Source organism: Kitasatospora sp. NPDC018058, assembly GCF_044327205.1.
Taxonomy (GTDB): Bacteria; Actinomycetota; Actinomycetes; order Streptomycetales; family Streptomycetaceae; genus Kitasatospora.
In genome coordinates, this window is record NZ_JBIRFA010000062.1 from 17,497 (window position 1) to 32,981 (window position 15,485).

15 protein-coding genes and 1 pseudogene are annotated in these 15,485 nt (G+C 70.4%); 10 read left to right on the top strand and 6 right to left on the bottom strand.

What is annotated here, in order from left to right; all coding sequences use genetic code 11:
* Positions 1–84: 84 nt before the first annotated feature.
* Positions 85–435, bottom strand: a complete 351-nt coding sequence (locus ACH4E7_RS41410) for a hypothetical protein (protein ID WP_396254385.1) — start codon at positions 433–435, stop codon at positions 85–87.
* A 544-nt stretch (positions 436–979) separates the two neighbouring features.
* Here ACH4E7_RS41410 and ACH4E7_RS41415 point away from each other — a divergent pair.
* From ACH4E7_RS41415 to ACH4E7_RS41435, 5 genes are all read left to right on the top strand, one after another.
* Positions 980–1,183: a cold-shock protein gene (locus tag ACH4E7_RS41415; RefSeq protein WP_380697307.1), complete on the top strand. Its 204-nt coding sequence runs from the start codon at positions 980–982 to the stop codon at positions 1,181–1,183.
* Positions 1,184–1,933: 750 nt separating this feature from the next.
* Positions 1,934–2,692 carry a hypothetical protein gene (locus ACH4E7_RS41420; RefSeq protein ID WP_396254386.1) on the top strand — a complete coding sequence of 253 codons (759 nt, stop codon included), beginning with the start codon at positions 1,934–1,936 and terminating at the stop codon, positions 2,690–2,692.
* Between the two features lie 447 nt (positions 2,693–3,139).
* Positions 3,140–3,502 carry a hypothetical protein gene (locus ACH4E7_RS41425; RefSeq protein WP_396254387.1) on the top strand — a complete coding sequence of 121 codons (363 nt, stop codon included), beginning with the start codon at positions 3,140–3,142 and terminating at the stop codon, positions 3,500–3,502.
* Between the two features lie 535 nt (positions 3,503–4,037).
* Positions 4,038–6,038, top strand: a complete 2,001-nt coding sequence (locus ACH4E7_RS41430; RefSeq protein ID WP_396254388.1) for a glycosyl hydrolase — start codon at positions 4,038–4,040, stop codon at positions 6,036–6,038.
* Positions 6,039–7,064: 1,026 nt separating this feature from the next.
* Positions 7,065–8,075, top strand: a complete 1,011-nt coding sequence (locus ACH4E7_RS41435) for a hypothetical protein (protein ID WP_396254389.1) — start codon at positions 7,065–7,067, stop codon at positions 8,073–8,075.
* Between the two features lie 86 nt (positions 8,076–8,161).
* Here ACH4E7_RS41435 and ACH4E7_RS41440 read toward each other — a convergent pair whose 3' ends face one another.
* On the bottom strand, positions 8,162–8,623 hold the full coding sequence (locus ACH4E7_RS41440) for an acyl-CoA dehydrogenase C-terminal domain-containing protein (RefSeq protein WP_396254390.1): 462 nt from the start codon (positions 8,621–8,623) through the stop codon (positions 8,162–8,164).
* Here ACH4E7_RS41440 and ACH4E7_RS41445 point away from each other — a divergent pair.
* Positions 8,605–9,156, top strand: a pseudogene (locus tag ACH4E7_RS41445) (MFS transporter); the annotation flags it as partial. The gene ACH4E7_RS41440 and the pseudogene ACH4E7_RS41445 overlap by 19 nt on opposite strands.
* A gap of 392 nt (positions 9,157–9,548) precedes the next feature.
* On the opposite strand, the gene ACH4E7_RS41450 reads toward ACH4E7_RS41445, so the two are convergent.
* The 3 genes from ACH4E7_RS41450 to ACH4E7_RS41460 form a co-directional block, all read right to left on the bottom strand.
* The gene (locus ACH4E7_RS41450) at positions 9,549–10,499 is read right to left on the bottom strand and encodes an MBL fold metallo-hydrolase (RefSeq protein WP_396254391.1); all 951 of its coding nucleotides are present in this window, start codon (positions 10,497–10,499) and stop codon (positions 9,549–9,551) included.
* A 608-nt stretch (positions 10,500–11,107) separates the two neighbouring features.
* Positions 11,108–11,674, bottom strand: coding sequence for a Uma2 family endonuclease (locus ACH4E7_RS41455; protein WP_396254392.1), 567 nt, complete (start codon positions 11,672–11,674; stop codon positions 11,108–11,110).
* Positions 11,675–12,257: 583 nt separating this feature from the next.
* Positions 12,258–12,740 (bottom strand): SRPBCC family protein, encoded by a 483-nt coding sequence (locus ACH4E7_RS41460; RefSeq protein ID WP_396254393.1) that lies wholly within the window; start codon positions 12,738–12,740, stop codon positions 12,258–12,260.
* 63 nt (positions 12,741–12,803) lie between these two features.
* Between ACH4E7_RS41460 and ACH4E7_RS41465 the strand changes: the two genes are divergently transcribed.
* From ACH4E7_RS41465 to ACH4E7_RS41480, 4 genes are all read left to right on the top strand, one after another.
* Positions 12,804–13,433 (top strand): TetR/AcrR family transcriptional regulator, encoded by a 630-nt coding sequence (locus ACH4E7_RS41465; protein WP_396254394.1) that lies wholly within the window; start codon positions 12,804–12,806, stop codon positions 13,431–13,433.
* Between the two features lie 133 nt (positions 13,434–13,566).
* Positions 13,567–13,740, top strand: a complete 174-nt coding sequence (locus ACH4E7_RS41470; RefSeq protein ID WP_396254395.1) for an ATP-binding protein — start codon at positions 13,567–13,569, stop codon at positions 13,738–13,740.
* A 135-nt stretch (positions 13,741–13,875) separates the two neighbouring features.
* On the top strand, positions 13,876–14,631 hold the full coding sequence (locus ACH4E7_RS41475; protein ID WP_396254396.1) for a serine/threonine-protein kinase: 756 nt from the start codon (positions 13,876–13,878) through the stop codon (positions 14,629–14,631).
* Between the two features lie 96 nt (positions 14,632–14,727).
* Positions 14,728–14,922 carry a hypothetical protein gene (locus tag ACH4E7_RS41480; RefSeq protein ID WP_396254397.1) on the top strand — a complete coding sequence of 65 codons (195 nt, stop codon included), beginning with the start codon at positions 14,728–14,730 and terminating at the stop codon, positions 14,920–14,922.
* A gap of 116 nt (positions 14,923–15,038) precedes the next feature.
* On the opposite strand, the gene ACH4E7_RS41485 is transcribed toward ACH4E7_RS41480, so the two are convergent.
* Positions 15,039–15,197: a hypothetical protein gene (locus ACH4E7_RS41485; RefSeq protein ID WP_396254398.1), complete on the bottom strand. Its 159-nt coding sequence runs from the start codon at positions 15,195–15,197 to the stop codon at positions 15,039–15,041.
* Between the last annotated feature and the right edge of the window lie 288 nt (positions 15,198–15,485).

Here is a 15,485-nt window from a genome sequence, read left to right on the forward strand (position 1 = left end):
TGTGGCGACGCGGGCCGTCCTCCTTGAGCTGTTCCTCAAGGTTCCGGCGACGTTTGCCCAGGCCAGGAATCGAACAGGGCGGGATCAGATGCCGCCGGCGAGCCGGATCGGCGTCGCGAGGAGGAGGAGCCGGCCGGCCGCGGCGGTGGCTCGGAAGTCGAAGACGCTGGTGAACGGGCCGGTGATCAGCAGCAGGGTGCGGTGCTCGCGGACCGCGCGGCGCCACTCGCGGGTAGCGGTGATCTCACCATCGAACCAGGTCAGGCCGCCCGGGCGGCGGACGGTCAGACGGACCTCGGCCAGGACGGCCGACCAGGCCTGCTGAGGAGCGGCGGCCAGCGCGGGAGCGGTGCCGTGGCCGGCCCAGCCGTCTTCGAGGAGCAGCCGGCGGCCGGGGTCCGCCGGGATGACCAGGGCCGGACGGTGGTCGGGCATCAGCTCGGGCCAAGGAAGGCCGGCCGAGCAGCCCACTCCTGCTGATCATCTCCATGCGCGCTCCCCTTCCCCACACCCGGGCTCGCCACCCCGTCACGGGACGGATCACATCATCGGCCAAATGACGGTCACGGGGAGGGAGACCCCACAGACGGGTCGGTGGTGATCACGGAAAAGCGGTCGCGGACCCGCGGCCCGGCCCGCTCAAGGTGGCAGTCACCCTGGCCACCGCCAGCTCCGGTGAGCCCCGCCCGATGGCAGCCGGCCATGGAGTCTCAGCCCCGCGCACAGCGGCTGGCGGCACGACGTCGGTCGACGCGCGTGTGTGGGCGCAGCGGCTCGCCGCTGCGTGTCCTTCTCGGCTCCCTGGCTGTGGGGCTCCCTGCGGTGTAACGTTTTGATCAAGCAGTCGTGGTGCCGAAGTTCTCGCCCGCGGTTACATGTCGTGGGCGTTTTTGCTGTTCAGCGCCTCTCCGGACCAAGGCGATCACCTCCGGGCCCGCGATCGCGGGACCCGATCAGTTCCCCCGAGGGAGAGAAGCGCATGGCTACCGGCACTGTGAAGTGGTTCAACGCTGAAAAGGGCTTCGGTTTCATCGAGCAGGACGGCGGCGGTCCCGACGTCTTCGCCCACTACTCGAACATCGCGGCCCAGGGCTTCCGCGAACTCCAGGAGGGCCAGAAGGTGACCTTCGACGTCGTGCAAGGCCAGAAGGGCCCGCAGGCGGAGAACATCCGCCCCGCCTGACCTCCAGCGCACGAGCGAGCACCCCGCACGGATCCACGTGCGGGGTGCCTGTTCGCGAGCCTGGTCCAACGCACACACGAGAGCGGCCCGAGGCGCCCCGGGCCGCCATCGGCACCGAGCCGGCCGCGCCGCCCACGGCCGCGAGGGTGGCTGGGGGACCCTCACCACAGCCGGAGGAAACTTCGGATGTCGTCAAAGCCGTCGAGGGCCCGACCATCCACGTCCGACGGATCCGCCTCGGCGCGAGCGGCCAGGGATTTCGCCAGCGCAAGGGCTTCGTCACTGAGAGGGACACCCGGGCATCCACCCACGTCACAGGGCGCGACACCACCCCACACGACAGCAGGCGCGACCGCCCACTCGACAACGCCAGGACGGCCACCAGGGACGGCAGGGCGGGCTCCTGGACGTCCTCCACGGCGGCCTGGCGGCCACCCGACCACACCCCGGCCGGCCAGGCGCTCCTGGCTATCCCCTTGGGCCGTGGTCTGCAGTTCCCAGCGCAGCCGGGCGGAAAGTGGTGGCGACCGTGTGCAGTTCCTCCTGCACCGCGGTCTCCGGGGCCTGCGGCTGCGGGGTCAGGAAGTCCGGCACGTAGTCCCACGAACCGCTGAACAGCGAGCCGGACCGGTGCCCGCCGGAGGGCTCACGCTTGGGTGTTCACGAGAGGTGCTGGCCAGCGACGTTCCGGCCCTTTGAAGATCGCTTCCCGACTCTGTGATGATCGCTTCCCGAACTCGGGGAGGCCCCGTGGGCAGTCAGGTGGAATCAGCCGGGGCCGGCGCTCACAGCGTTGATGGCATTCGGTACCGTTCGGGCGACGTGTTGAGGATGGGATGCCCGTTTACCGAGGTCACGGTCGCTGGGGTCTCCCGGTCCCATGTCTCGGTGCGCTGGCCGTGGTGGGAGATCGACACGGCGGCGGACGGGATCGAGTGGAACGGCGACGTGGCTCTTCCGACGCCGGCGGACTACGGCTGGAAGAGCGGGTACTTCCGGACGAGGCCGGCGGAGGACACGCTGAAGGCCGGCGACAGGTGTCTGGTGGGGATCCCCGCGACCGTGGTGCACGTCCTGGCGGTCCACCGTTTCGATCCGCCCTTGGAGACGGGATGGCTGCCGCGACCTGCGACCTACCTCGACGTCCTGCGGCAGGGCGAGTCCTATGACGCCGGGCTCGAGGAGCAGGGTTACGAGATCGACCCGGTCGGCGGTGTGCCGTTCCAGCTCGAACTGCTCTTCCGCCCTTTCGCGTTCCTGGAAACCGGCGACGAGGTCGTCGACCGCGACGGGCGCGCGTGGAAGTTCGACGCTCCCTGGTACTGGAACGCGTTCGACGGCGGACAGCCGAGCACTCCGTCCTGGCCGCTTGCCCTGCTCTTCCGCGATGGTGGGCCGACGCCCGAGGCCGTCGCGGCTGTCGCGGAGGCAACAGCCTCAGGCAGCCACGCCGACGAGGTGAGCCGGTGGGTGGAACTCACCCGTGCGGAGCCAACCACACCCGCCTGACCTGCCTCGGATGTCGGCACCGCGTGTCATACCCATGTGGGGGACGCGGGGTTCGTAGAAGGTGCCGTCGCGAAGCACGGCGAACAGGACATCGGCGCGGCGGCGGGTACGGGGGAGGGCGGGGACGGGACGCGGCAGCCACGGGGACGGCGGGCTCCTGGTCGACGTCGGCGGCCGGGACAGCGGCGGGCGCCGGGGTAGCCGGGGCCGGGCCGGCCGCCGAGGCGGAGCGGGCGGCCGCCGATTCGGTGGCCGACAGGGCGCCCGCGCTGCTGCACGGCATGGCCTGGTGGACGGCGGGCTCGCCGTCCGGGCCCCGGTCGTGGCCGGCACCGACCCCGGCGGCCGGGGCAACAGCGACCGAAGCGACCGAAGCGACCGAAGCGACCGAAGCGATGGACGTCGGCGAGGCGGCCGAGGACGCCGGGCATGGGCCATGATCCGTCCATGGAACGAATCGTTGATCTTGATGAGGCGGCTGCAGAAGTAGCTGGTCGGACGCCGGGGTGGCGGACTACAGGCCTGACAGTGGGTCCGGTGACCTGGCGCGATGAAGCGGCGCCATGGCCTCAGCGACTTGAGACGGACAGGTCGCTGGTGAACGATCCTGACTCGGTTGGTGTGCTCATCTCGGGCCCGGCGGAGGCTGAGCTGTCGGTGATGCTGTTCCGTGGCGGCTGGGCCGATGTCGACTACGTCGTCGGCATGGACGACGCCGGCGCCCTTCCGGCCTCGGGCATCGCTTCAGCTCGGGAGTTCGGCGTCCAGCTCGACAGCTGGGTGACCCATGTGTTCGGTCAGCTCCCCTGATCAGGCGAATCGCACCTTTGAGAGGGCTTCCTCGGCGCCTCTCGACCGGAGCCGGGGAAGACCCCCTCGGACGCAGAAGTGGCTGCCCGCCCACTCGACCCTCACCAAGCGGGTCTACCCGGGGCTCGCCCACGGCATCGGCAACCAGGAGATCGTCGACGTCCGCACTCTCACCGGTGAGCGGACCGGGAACAGTACGATCCGCTGACGGGCCGGACGCGGCCGGCCCGGGAGTTCGCCCCTCCCCTATCGCCTCCCGCGCAGCGCTGCGCGGTGAAGCGACCGCGGCCGACGCCCGGGGGGACCCGGCCGCCTGCGCCTCACCGGCCTGATGATGGCCCGGGCGCCCCTCAGCGCCGACAGATGGGGTGCGAAGACGGCCCGACCATCCTGTGGATCATTCGGGGTGCCGCCCTCGGGCCGCCACCCTCGCGTACGACCTGCGCCGCCGGAGCGCCTGCCGCCACTGAGGGCGTGGCGCCACGGCCGCAGTGGCGGCCGCGAAAGCAGAGCACGTGCACGTTACGGTCTGATCATGTTTCAGAAAATTCGCGCCGCACTGATATCGGCATTCCTGCTGGCTCCCCTGGTCGTAGCGGCCCCGGCCGCCGCGGCGGCCACCGCCGCTCCATCCGATCCGCAGGCCACTGCGGCCACCGGCCGGGTGCTCGACTGGCTGTCGCACCTGCCGGGGCGGGCCGGCAACCGGGTGGTCTCCGGCCTGTTCGGCGGCTACAGCGGGTCCGCCTTCTCGCTCGCTCAGACCGCGGACCTGAAGACCCAGACCGGCCAGTACCCCGGGCTGATCGCCTGCGACTACGGCTCGAACGGCAGCTCGACCATCGACTCCTCCTGCAACGCCGACCTGAAGAACTGGTCGGCCAAGGGCGGTCTGGTCTCTGTCAGCGTCCACATGCCGAACCCGGCCCAGCCGGGAATCCAAGGCCTCTACACCCACCTGGACAACTTCCAGCAGCTCACCGACCCGACCACCACCGTCGGCGCCGCCTGGCGGCAGACCCTCGACCAGATCGCCACCGGCCTGGCCGACCTGAACAGCGCCGGTGTCCCCGTCCTGTTCCGCCCGTTCCACGAGATGAACACCTCCGGCGCGGGCGCCTTCTGGTGGAGCGGCCAGGACCCGGCCACGTACATCTCCGTCTGGCAGTACACCTACCGCTACCTCACCCAGACCAAGGGCCTGCACAACCTGCTCTGGGTCTACTCCCCGCTCTGCGGCACCGGCGACCGCGCCGCGTACTACCCCGGCGACGCGTACACCGACGTGGTCGGTCTCGACTGCTACCCGACCGACCCGGCCGCCGCGCAGGGGTACGGCGAACTGACCGCGCTGCACAAGCCGTTCACCTTCGCCGAGATCGGCCCGCCGAACGACGCCACCACCCACGTGCCCGCGCCCGCCAGTTACGACTACGGCCGCTGGGCCGACGCGATCCGCACCCGGTTCCCGGCCACCACGTACTTCCTGGCCTGGAACGACAAGTGGAGCCCCACAGTGCAGCTCGGCGCCTCGGCGCTGATGAACGACCGGTGGACGGTCAACCTGGGCGGGATCAACCTGGCCGCCAAGACCGACCCGGCCGGGCCGCCGCGCCCGCCGGCGCCGGGCACGGTGCTCGAGGGCTTCGAGAACGGGCTGGACGGCTGGGGTGGCTGGCAGATCAAGAACGGCCCCTGGGCGGTGAACGAGTGGGCCTCCCAGCAGAGTTACTCGCTCAAGGCCGACGTCGACCTGACCCAGCCGGAGATCTACCTCAACAAGGTCGCGCGGCAGGACCTCAGCTCCTACAGCACGCTCTCCGTCGACGCCCGCACCGCCCCTTGGGGTGACCAGGCCGCCGGCACGACCGCCAAGCTCTACCTGCGCAGCGGCGCCAACAAGACCTGGTACGACAGCGGTTCCACCGTGGTCGGCCCGGACGGCGCCGTGCTGACCATGTCGCTCGCGGGCGTGACCGACCTCACCGACGTCGAGGAGATCGGGGTCCGCTTCGCCCCCGCGCCGGGTGCCTCCGGCCAGAGCTCGGTGTACGTCGACAACCTGACCGCCACCACCCCGGCGAGCACGCTCGGCGACTTCGAGACCGGACTGGACGGCTGGGGCGGCTGGCAGATCAAGAACGGCCCCTGGTCGGTCACCGAGTGGGCCGCCCAGGGCACCCACTCCCTCAAGGCCGACGTCCAGCTGGAGAGCGGCGAGGCCTTCCTGCTGCGCCACTACGCCGCCCCGGTCGACCTGACCGGCAACCTCACCCTCACCGCGACCGCCCGCACCGCCCCCTGGGGCAACCAGGCCGCGGGCACCAAGGCCAAGCTGTACGTGAAGGCCGGTGCCAACTGCGACTGGTACGACAGCGGCACCTACCCGGTCGACGCCAACGGCACCCAGCTGTACTTCAACCTGGCCCGCGTCCCCGACCTCGCCAAGGTCTGCGAACTCGGCGTCGACTTCGTCCCGGCCGCCAGGGCGAACGGCCAGTCGTCCGTCTACGTGGACGCGGTGTCCATGCGCTGAGTTCTTGAGCCGATGCTCCTATGCGGACGCGACGAAGCCCAAACATCATGCGGCGTCAGCGGATGTCCCCCGCACCGATTTTCACGCGGGCAAGACGTCATCCGCAGGTGAAACGGCTGACTCCTATATGGAAGCGCTCCCGGGTGTGACCCCGGTACGGCTCGGGCGCTGGGACGGCCGTGATCGTCGGGTTTGCACGCCGATCCGCGCGGCCACCGCGCTGCACAGCTGACCTGCGAAAACCCCCGGCGATCCGGGACTGCGGCCAGCGTGTTGCACCCCGTGCCGCGCCCGCCGCCGCACGATGAGCAGGTGGGCCGCTCGGTGCCGGGTGGGGCGAGCGGTACCCCGCCGGTGCGGGTCGCCGGGGCGTCTGCCGTGGTCGGGCCGTTATCGATCATCAGAGTCGCCACGCCCGGACTCTAGGACACGCGGGCGGGCCGGGGCGAACAGCGACGCGGCGGCCGCGCCACCACGCGGCCGCCGCCCTGTGCTCAGTCGCAGGTGTTCAGCATGTCGCCCAGCTTGCCCTTCTCCGGCACGGTGACGCTCAGTACTCCAGTGTGACTTCGCGATCATGTCGGTCTCACGGTCTACCCTGGCCGGCCATGGGCTAGGACGTGCACATCACACGGCGTGAGAACTGGTGGGATGAAGAGGGCCAGGACATCAGGGCGGCGGAATGGGAAGCGGCGGTCGCTGCCGATCCCGCCCTCGTGGTGGTTCCGATGTGGTGGAGCGCCGGGCGGATCGTGTCCAAGAACCCGAGCAATGCGGTGGTCCGGGACGGCGGGGTGGGCGAGCCGCCGGTCGGAGGTCGTCTGCACGTTCCGGCCGTCGCGCACCAGCGGGCCGTGGGCCAGTCACACCCTTTTCCCAGCGTTCCCGCCCTCCCGCCGGGACGCTGCGACGTCATCCGGACAGCCCGTGCTCGGCCGGGAACTCGGTTGTGACACACGATGGTTAGAGCTGGGCGCGGAGGGCAAAGCTGATGCAGGCAGCACGGGACCGAGGGGGACGGATCTGATGCCCACAGCCATGCTGTCGGGCGCTCCGGACAGACGCGCCGTGCCGGGGCCCGGCGTCCCGGTCGAGCCGCGGGGAACTCCCGCCGAACGCGCCGCTCCGCGAAGGTCCCGGCTCGGTCTGGCGGCACAGTTCGTTCTGCAGTTCGTCTACATTCCGCTGGGGATGCTGGTGGCGATCGGGTTCGTGGCCCTGCCGTTCTGGGCCGCTGCCACCGGCGGTGGTGGTGGCGGTACCGGAGGTGATCTCGGGGATCTGGCCCAGATCCTCGGCGGGTTGGCGGGGAGCGCGATCTCCTGGCGGCGCCTGCGCATCGAGTGGAACGGCAGGCCCGAGGAGTGGGAGACCTTCACCGAAGGGCTTTTGACGAAGCGATTCTCAGGGGCCGAGAGGAAGAGCGGCTGGGAGCCCCACGAGCTGCCGCCCAGCGGCGTGCGCCGGGCGGTCACGCACCTCTGGCTCCATCACCACCGCGGCCTGGCCCCGACACGGGTCGAGCAGCTGGCCGAGCGGCACGGCTGGTCGGTGGACTGGGCGAAGAGCAGGGTGGTGAAGGGAGAGTTGCGCTTCTTCCGCCTCATTCCACCCCCGGAGCACGTCGACGTTCCCGATCCGTACGGGCCGCCGCCCGCGACCGGCTCGCCGTGGGGTCCGATGCGCTGCCGTGTGGTGATTCCGCTGCTCACCCTCGTCCTCATGCCGCGGGTGCGCTTCCTGGAACTCCGCCGCAGTCCGGACGCGTACGTGCGCCACCTGCGCAAGCACCTGAAGAAGCTCTTCCGGACCGAGTTGGCGCGCGAGCGCGGGAGGAACGCCCACCGGGCCGACTCGACGGGCCGAATCCTGCGCCGGGTCAGCGTCGGGACCCGGCACTTCCGGGGCGCGGGCGCCGGGGCCGTCCTCCGGATGGCCCTCGAACAGGGCTGGCGGCTCGACCGTTCGTATCCCGCTGATCCACGGGACACCGTTCATCTCTGCCGCCTGAACGGTGGGGGCCGCCGGACACGCTGACACTACTGCGCGTACGGGGTGCCGAGGACTCGTCGGCCCCTCGGCACCCCAGGCGTCGTCCACCGCGAGCGCACAGGTCAGAACCACTAGGGCCGGCAGTCCGTCGCCGTCCGGTCCAGGCTGTCGAGCAGGTCGAACTGCACTCCGGTGCACGGGAGTTCCCCGCGGAAGAAGTACCGGGCCGCCGGCCTCTTGCCCTCGCGGAAGGCGTCCGCACCCTCGCCGAGGGCGAGGAACTGCTCCAACCGGCTCCAGGCCAGCACCACGTGGCCGACGGCCTCCAGATAGGTAGAGGCGTTGACCAGCGCGGTCGCCGGGTCCCCCGTCGACCAGAACCGGACGATGGTGCGCCCGATCCGGTCCGCGGCCTGCTCCAACCGGGCCGCCAGTTCGGCCGCCTCGCCGCCGACTCCCTTGGCCTCCGCGGGCTTCGACGCGGTGGCCGGGGCGGGGGCGGGAGTGCTCTGCTGGGCCAGGCGGCGGTCCGCCAGCTCGCGCAGCTGGCCCCCGCCTGCCGGAGTAGCCGGGGATGTCTCCCCGGGACGCAACGGGCGCCGGGACCGCGATCTCCACCTACCGCCGGATCTTCGCCGACGCGCCCGGCAGCCTCGCGTTCTCCGCTGCCGGATTCATTGCGCGCATGCCGATCTCGATGGTCGGCATCGGCATGGTCACCATGCTCTCCTCGCTGCGAGGAGACTACGCACTCGGCGGCGCCGTCTCCCCGACCGTCGCACTCTCCGCCGCGCTGCTCGGCCCACAGATCGCCCGGCTGGTCGACCACTACGGCCAGAGCAGAATCGCCCTGCCCGCCACCGGGGTGACCGTGGCGGCCATGGGCACGCTGCTGCTCTGCTCGGCCCTGGACGCACCCGACTGGACGCTCTTCGTTTGCGCACTCCTGGTCGACCTCATGCCCTCCATCGGCTCCATGGTGCGGGCCCGCTGGGCGCACCTCTACCAGGGTTCGCCACTTCTGCACACGGCGTACTCGTTCGAGTCCGTCGTGGACGAGCTCGTCTTCATCCTCGGCCCCGTCCTGGCCGTCGGCCTGTCCACCCCCTGGTTCCCGGAAGCCGGGAAACGGACACCCTGAGACGCGGGTAGGACAGGGCTGGGACGGCCCCGCCCCAGCACGGCGAACCGCCCGGCCGGCGGGCCCGACACAACCGCTACAGGGAACACAGGCAAGCCACTCCACCAGGGTGTTTTCGGCAGGTCGAATGAGGCTCTGGCACGAGTTCTGTGGAGGGTCCACGCTGAGTAACCGTTGAGATCCACGTCCATCGGGTGATCTTTCGTCACGCTTGCCGGAAGTTCGGGGTGCGTGCCGAGGGCTGTCGGCCCCCGCATCAACGGGGCGCTCAGCACGGCCGTTTCCGAGGCCCTTGGCCGACTCGACCGCTGCGACGACGTGCCCGCCAGTGAACACTTTCATCGGCGGGCACATCCCCGTCTGTCGCGAGCTGATCGCTATGCGCGCAGTCGCAGGGGCGTCAGGTGTTCCGGGCGGATGAGGTTGGTACGTGGGGAGAGTTCGCGAACCTGTGCGGTGAGTCCGTCCAGGTCCATCTTGCTCCCCTGGACAGCCGGATCGGTCAGCGGCGTCTCGAAGTTGTCCCAGTGCACAGGGACTATGGTGCGCGGGAAGTCGAGGGCCTTGAGCAGCCGCGGGACGTACCGGTAGGTGGTGCGGGTGGTGCTCTCGACGGCGATCATCGCGATGTCGGGCCTCAGTCCGGCGAGGTTGCGCTCTACGAAGTCGCTGGCGCCCGTCAGGAAGGTCGACGGTCCGTCGCCGAGACGGATCTGGAAGGCCAGCGTGTCGCCTTCCGGGAGTTCGCCGATCGTCTCCGGCGCCTTGGGCGGCGGACCCGTCAGCGTGCCGGGCGCCCAGTAGCTGTGCTTGGCGTTGCGGCTGTGCAGACTCGCCACCACCTCGACGGTGCACCCGCCGAAGTCGAGGACCTCGCCACCCTTGACCGTGATCAGCTGCGCGGCCTCCACCCCCATCGCCTGGAGCAGGTAGCAGGTGGTCGCGGTCCCGACGACGGGGATCTTCTTGGTTTTGGCGATGTGGGGGACATCGTTGAAGTGGTCCCAGTGACTGTGGCTGACCAGGATCAGGTCCGGCTTGCCGATGTGCTGGTCGACCAGATCGGTGTCGATGGTGAGCCGGGTGCTCGCGTCGAATCCGTTGGTCGGGAACCGCGTGATGTACGGGTCGAACAGCACCGTCTTCCCGTTGCCCTCGATCCGCCAGCCACTGTTCCCGAGCCAGCGGAACACCGTCTCGCTGCCGCCGCCTGTCCGGTGTGGCTCGCCCGCCGCGGCCGTGGACGCGGCGCCGACCACCGGCAGGAAGGTGGCCCCCGCAACTGCCGTCCGAAGGAGTCCCCGCCGTCCTAACGTGTTGTCACTCATGTCACCAGGAGACGAACACCTCGTCCCGCCAGTTCCACTCCGACCCATAGGTGGCACGTATGCGACTCGTGGCAGCGGGCATCTTCGAGCTCTTCGGTGGCCAAGTCGGCTTGCTGGGCGGACCAAGCGCTTGTGCAGCTCGAACCTCGCACAGCCGACCGCGATGTTGCAGGGCGGCGCTGATCTCGTAGGGCAGCTGTTGGGCGAGGCGAACGATCGGCTGGAGGAGGTCCGACCACGGCGGGTCGTGCTTGTCGTCGTCCAGATCGCTCAGCGGTACGCCGAGCGCCCTGTCCGCCGTGCTCGCGGGGTTGCTCCCCGAACGCGGGCAGTTCGTCCAACCTGCCCGGGTCGGCCCCGAACTCGCGGGGATTGCTCCGGCTACGTCGCCACCGAGGCACGGCTGTGGGAGTCGGCGCCGCGCATGCGGGGAGCGCTCTCGCCTCGTTGCGCCACCACTGCTGGGACATCGGCCCGCCTGTGCGGGAGGTGACCGACGTCGCCGCCGAAACCGTACTCGGCCCTGTCCGCTGCGCCCGTGCGGAGGCGCTAAGCCTTTGGTGTTCTGCCCTAAATGAAAGGCTCCTTGAGCCTGCCCTCGCGGGTGCTCAGAAACCTGCTGTATCGAGTTCGAGGTTCAACGGTGACGGCAGCTGCAGCGGCGTGCCGAAGGGGTGGGGGCCTTCGACCAGGGTGTAGCCGAGCTGGCCCGGCTGGGAGAAGAGGGTACAGGTGCGTTCCTGTCGGTCGACCAGGAGGTACACAGGGGCGCCGAACTGTGAGTAGCGCCGGCGCTTGGAGGTTCGGTCGGTGTCGCCGTTCGACGGCGAGGTCACCTCGACGACGAGTACGGTCTGGTCGGGTAGGAGGGCTCCTTCGGTCTTCGCGAGCTCGGCGGGTACGACAGCGAGGTCGGGGACGTAAAAGTTCTCTGTGCCGGGTAGGTCGAGGTTTCCGGAGCCAGCGCGCAGGCCGAGTTCGCGCATACGGGGCCCGATCTGTTCACGGATCAGATCCACGGCGGTCTCGTGGGCCCAGGACGGTGACACGGGGGTGATGACTCCCTCGACGATCTCGACGCGGTCACCCGCAATGTGCTGAATCGCGTACTTCAGCGCCTGCTCTGGATTAGGCACTTGGCTGTAGTCACCCGGGCTGGCATGCGCCGTGCTCACCTGCTGCTCTCCTGTCCGGATCTCAGTCCTCGGAACGGACCAGTGACAGTTGGTATGGGTCGGCTGTAGTCCGGCTGTCACGGCCGGAGTGCTGAGCCGGCCCTGGCACGCAGCGGTATGAGCGGGGGCCAGGGCACTTAGTAACGTTACTAGGTGCCACCTTGGGTTACCGCCACATCGGCGGAGCGATTGACGAAAACCCGCCAAAGAGCCCGAACCACGTCTCGGGCTCGGCGGGCTGGTCCGCTCCGCCTGCGCGCGAAGATGCCCCGGCCGATGCCGCACCCGGGTAGACGCGGGGTGACCCGGCGGCAGCAAGCTGCGCGACGCCATCGAGTACTGCCAGCGGGTCGGCCCCGCGCTCGCGGGGATTGCTCCCCAGCATGGAAACCCGGCCTTCGGGGTCACCCGACCCGAATGCCACTCCGGGCGGGTGAACGTGCCCGGCCACGTACGGATGAACGTACTCACTTCTTGATGTGCTGAATACCGCGCTCGGGCTGCCCGCGACCCCTTGGAGCGCGCTCATGCCTGTGTCGCCCCTCTGTGGTGCGGTCTGGACGTGGGCGCGGGTGCCCGGTGGTCAGCGCATGAGGCCGCGCAGCAGCCGTACGTAGCGGCTCCAGTGAGCCGGGCGGGTCACCGTGCCCGAACAGGCCAGTTCGGCGAGGTCCAGGCTGTCCTCCAGGCAGGCGTCGTGGAGGGGGCGGAAGATGAGCGGCCAGGTGAGGCGGGCCGGGCCGCGGGCGGCCATGGCGAGGGTGTGGCGCAGTAGCGTGTGCTCCTCGTCGACGGCCAGGGCGGTGTATTCGTGGAATCCGTGGAAGCCGCGCGGCCCGCTGAAGGTGAAGCGCACCCATTGCGAGGGGACATGTGCGGCGACGGTGTAGCGGACCGGGCCGTGCCCGCCGGCCGCCCCGGCCGCCAGGGGGCGGTCGAACGCCATCGACGGCCAGCTGTCCTGCGGCCATAGCTTGTCGTCACTGCTCGCCAGGGTGTCTATCAGCGCTCCCACTTCGCTTCGCTTCACGGCCAGCAGGCGCTCGTGCACGTTGTAGACGCCCATGCGTCCTCCTCGGGTTCTTTTTAGAGGTTCATCTCTAATATTGTGGAGAGTACTCTCCAGTTCATGGCAAGACCACCCCGCTTCGATGTGAAGCAGCTCCTCGACGCCGCCGTGCGACTGTCCGCCGCAGGGGGCCCAGCCGCGGTGACGATGTCCGCGGTCGCCGTGGAGGTGGGCGCCCCGAGCGGTTCGGTGTACCACCGGTTCGCCGGACGGGCCGTGCTGCTCGCCGAGGTGTGGCTGCGGACGGTAGAGAGCTTCCAGGAGGGCTACTTCAAGGCACTCGAAGCAGGCGTCGACGCGCGGCAGGCGGGGTGTGCGGCGGCACGCCATGTCGTCGCCTGGAGTCGCGCCCACCCGGAGGAGGCCGCTCTCCTCCTCTACGGCGCCGAGGACTTCGGGCGCGCCGACTGGCCCGAGGAACACCTCCAGCGGGCGGACCGCGGCGACCAGCGCGTGCGCGCCTCCCTCGCCTCCCTCGCCACTGCCCTGGGCGCCGAAGGCCAGCAGGCCACCGAGCGAGTCGCGCTCGCCGTGGTCGACCTGCCCCTCTCGATGGTCCGCCGCCACCTCCGGGCCGGCGACCCCCTCCCCGCCCACGCCGAGGACCTCGTCGAAGAATGCACCGCCGCACTGCTCGGCTCGCTTCCTGTGGCGTCGGCGTCCGCGCCAACGGCTCCAGCCACAGGCTGAAGAACTTCCCCCATGGCCATCGAGCGGGGCAGCAAAGTCGCCTGACGACTGAGCACGATCATCCATACTTCCCTGAGCACTTCACCGAGTACGCCGACACGCCCGTCTTCACGCGGTCAGCTGGCCGGTCCCGGTGGTCGTCAGCGCGGGCTCCCTGTTCGAGCGCTTCCACAGCGGCACCGGATCCATCGGCCTCGGGCTGTCCATCGCCGCCTGGGTCGCCCACGCCCACGGCGGCGCGCTCACCGTCTCCACCGGCGCCCGCGGCGGCGCCCGCTTCGTCCTGCGCCTGCCCGTGCAGAAGTAGCCCGAGCCGGCCGAGCGCCGCCGTCCCTCATCGAATCCTCAGGTCGCCTCGGGCACGCTTCCCCAGGAAGTCGACACGTGGGGTGTCCTGCGATCCCCGCCCACGGGGATCGCAGGACACGGCAGGGACAGGTTCATGACCGAGGACAACGCAAACGCCGTCGGGGATCTCGTGGCCGGACGGTTCACGCTCCTGAAACGGCTCAACGCCGCCGGGACGGTGTGGAAGGCCCACGACCTGGCCCTGGAGCGCGGCGTGGCCCTCAGGGAACTGCGCTCCCCCACTTCGTCCGGCCCCGGCCCCACCGACCTGGCACGCCAACGGCTGCTCCGCGAAGCACGCGGCCTGGCCCGGATCGAACACGCCAACGTCGCCACCGTCCGCGAAGTCCTGAACCACCGGCCGCACCCGTGGCTGGTGATGGACCTGATCGTCGGGGAATCCCTCCGGGACGTCGTCGACCACTGCCCGCTCTCCCCCGCGGCCGCCGCCCACGTCGGCCTCGACGTGCTCGCGGCCCTGCGGGCCTCACACGCAGCCGGCGTCCTGCACCGGGACGTCGGACCGGGCAACGTCCTGATCCGCCCGGACGGCACCGCCGTGCTCACCGGCTTCGACCTCGCCACCCTCAGCAGCCCGCCCGAACTCGGCATCGAGCCAAGGAACGTGGCACCGGAACGGTCCGACGGCGGCGCAGCCGGGCCCGCCTCCGACCTGTGGGCCCTGGGCATGCTGCTCCACTCCTGCATCCAGGACCACCCGTTCCAGAGCCCCCTCGCCGCAGTCGTCGACGCCCTGCTCATCCGCGACCCGGCGCAGCGGCTCAACGAGACCCGGCTCGCCCGACTGCTCCACGACGTGATCGCGGCCGAAGCCGCCCGGCAGCACTGAGCCGCAGTCCGCGCCGGCCGCCCTCATCGAATCCTCAGGACACGTACGCCATGGTCGGTCCGCACCGACCACCCGGCCCGAAACGACCTCACAGCCATGCGCCGATTCACCCACCGCACCGACAACACCCGACTCCCGCACGCCCGTTCTGGGCAGCGTCCCGGCCTGCGCCAGCTCGCCGCGCTGGCCGTCGCCGCGGCGACGGTGGCCGCGCTCGCCAGCTGCGACCAGCGCCCCGACCAGGCCGCGACCGCCCCGGGCGCCCAGCCCCCGCCGAAGGCGACCGAATAGGCCGACCAGCCGCGCTACGGACGTACTACCAGCAGTGGCCCGCCTGGACACGAGCCAACCCCCACCCCGCACTTCTCAACCAACCAGCGATCCACCGACCCGCCACAGGGATGAGGTCACACCCCCCGGTCCTTCGCCGGGTGGAGCTTCGCGTGGAGCACCCGTGCCTCCCACCACGGATCGTCCGGAGCGGAGACCATCGCGGCCACCAGCTCCCGCCTGGTCGGCGCGGGCAACACCAGCGGGCCCAAGTCCTGTGCAGCACGGGCCTGCACGCACCCCGGACACTCCCCCAGGGTTGGCCTACCGGCGGGTGCCGGCCCAGGCGTCGGCGAGGTTCTCCAGCGGCGGTAGCGCCCGGCTCCACGCCCTTTCCAGGGCCGGCCGGGCACTGTCGAGACGTTCACACAGGGGGATGCTCATGAGGTGGTCGAGGAGCTCGATCCGGCCCGGCGCTGCGGCCTGGCTCCCTCTCTGACAGTCTCGACTGAGACGCCCGGAATGTCGGGTTAGTCTGGATGGGCGAGACAGGAGATCCCTTCAGCATGGCCAGCACCACCAAT

Bases quoted from the DNA above. Each gene is read 5' to 3' on its own strand.
- ACH4E7_RS41410 (WP_396254385.1), bottom strand. From the start codon at position 435: ATGCCCGACCACCGTCCGGCCCTGGTCATCCCGGCGGACCCCGGCCGC.
- ACH4E7_RS41415 (WP_380697307.1), top strand. From the start codon at position 980: ATGGCTACCGGCACTGTGAAGTGGTTCAACGCTGAAAAGGGCTTCGGT.
- ACH4E7_RS41425 (WP_396254387.1), top strand. From the start codon at position 3,140: ATGGAACGAATCGTTGATCTTGATGAGGCGGCTGCAGAAGTAGCTGGT.
- ACH4E7_RS41430 (WP_396254388.1), top strand. From the start codon at position 4,038: ATGTTTCAGAAAATTCGCGCCGCACTGATATCGGCATTCCTGCTGGCT.
- ACH4E7_RS41435 (WP_396254389.1), top strand. From the start codon at position 7,065: ATGCCCACAGCCATGCTGTCGGGCGCTCCGGACAGACGCGCCGTGCCG.
- ACH4E7_RS41450 (WP_396254391.1), bottom strand. From the start codon at position 10,499: ATGAGTGACAACACGTTAGGACGGCGGGGACTCCTTCGGACGGCAGTT.
- ACH4E7_RS41460 (WP_396254393.1), bottom strand. From the start codon at position 12,740: ATGGGCGTCTACAACGTGCACGAGCGCCTGCTGGCCGTGAAGCGAAGC.
- ACH4E7_RS41465 (WP_396254394.1), top strand. From the start codon at position 12,804: ATGGCAAGACCACCCCGCTTCGATGTGAAGCAGCTCCTCGACGCCGCC.
- ACH4E7_RS41475 (WP_396254396.1), top strand. From the start codon at position 13,876: ATGACCGAGGACAACGCAAACGCCGTCGGGGATCTCGTGGCCGGACGG.
- ACH4E7_RS41480 (WP_396254397.1), top strand. From the start codon at position 14,728: ATGCGCCGATTCACCCACCGCACCGACAACACCCGACTCCCGCACGCC.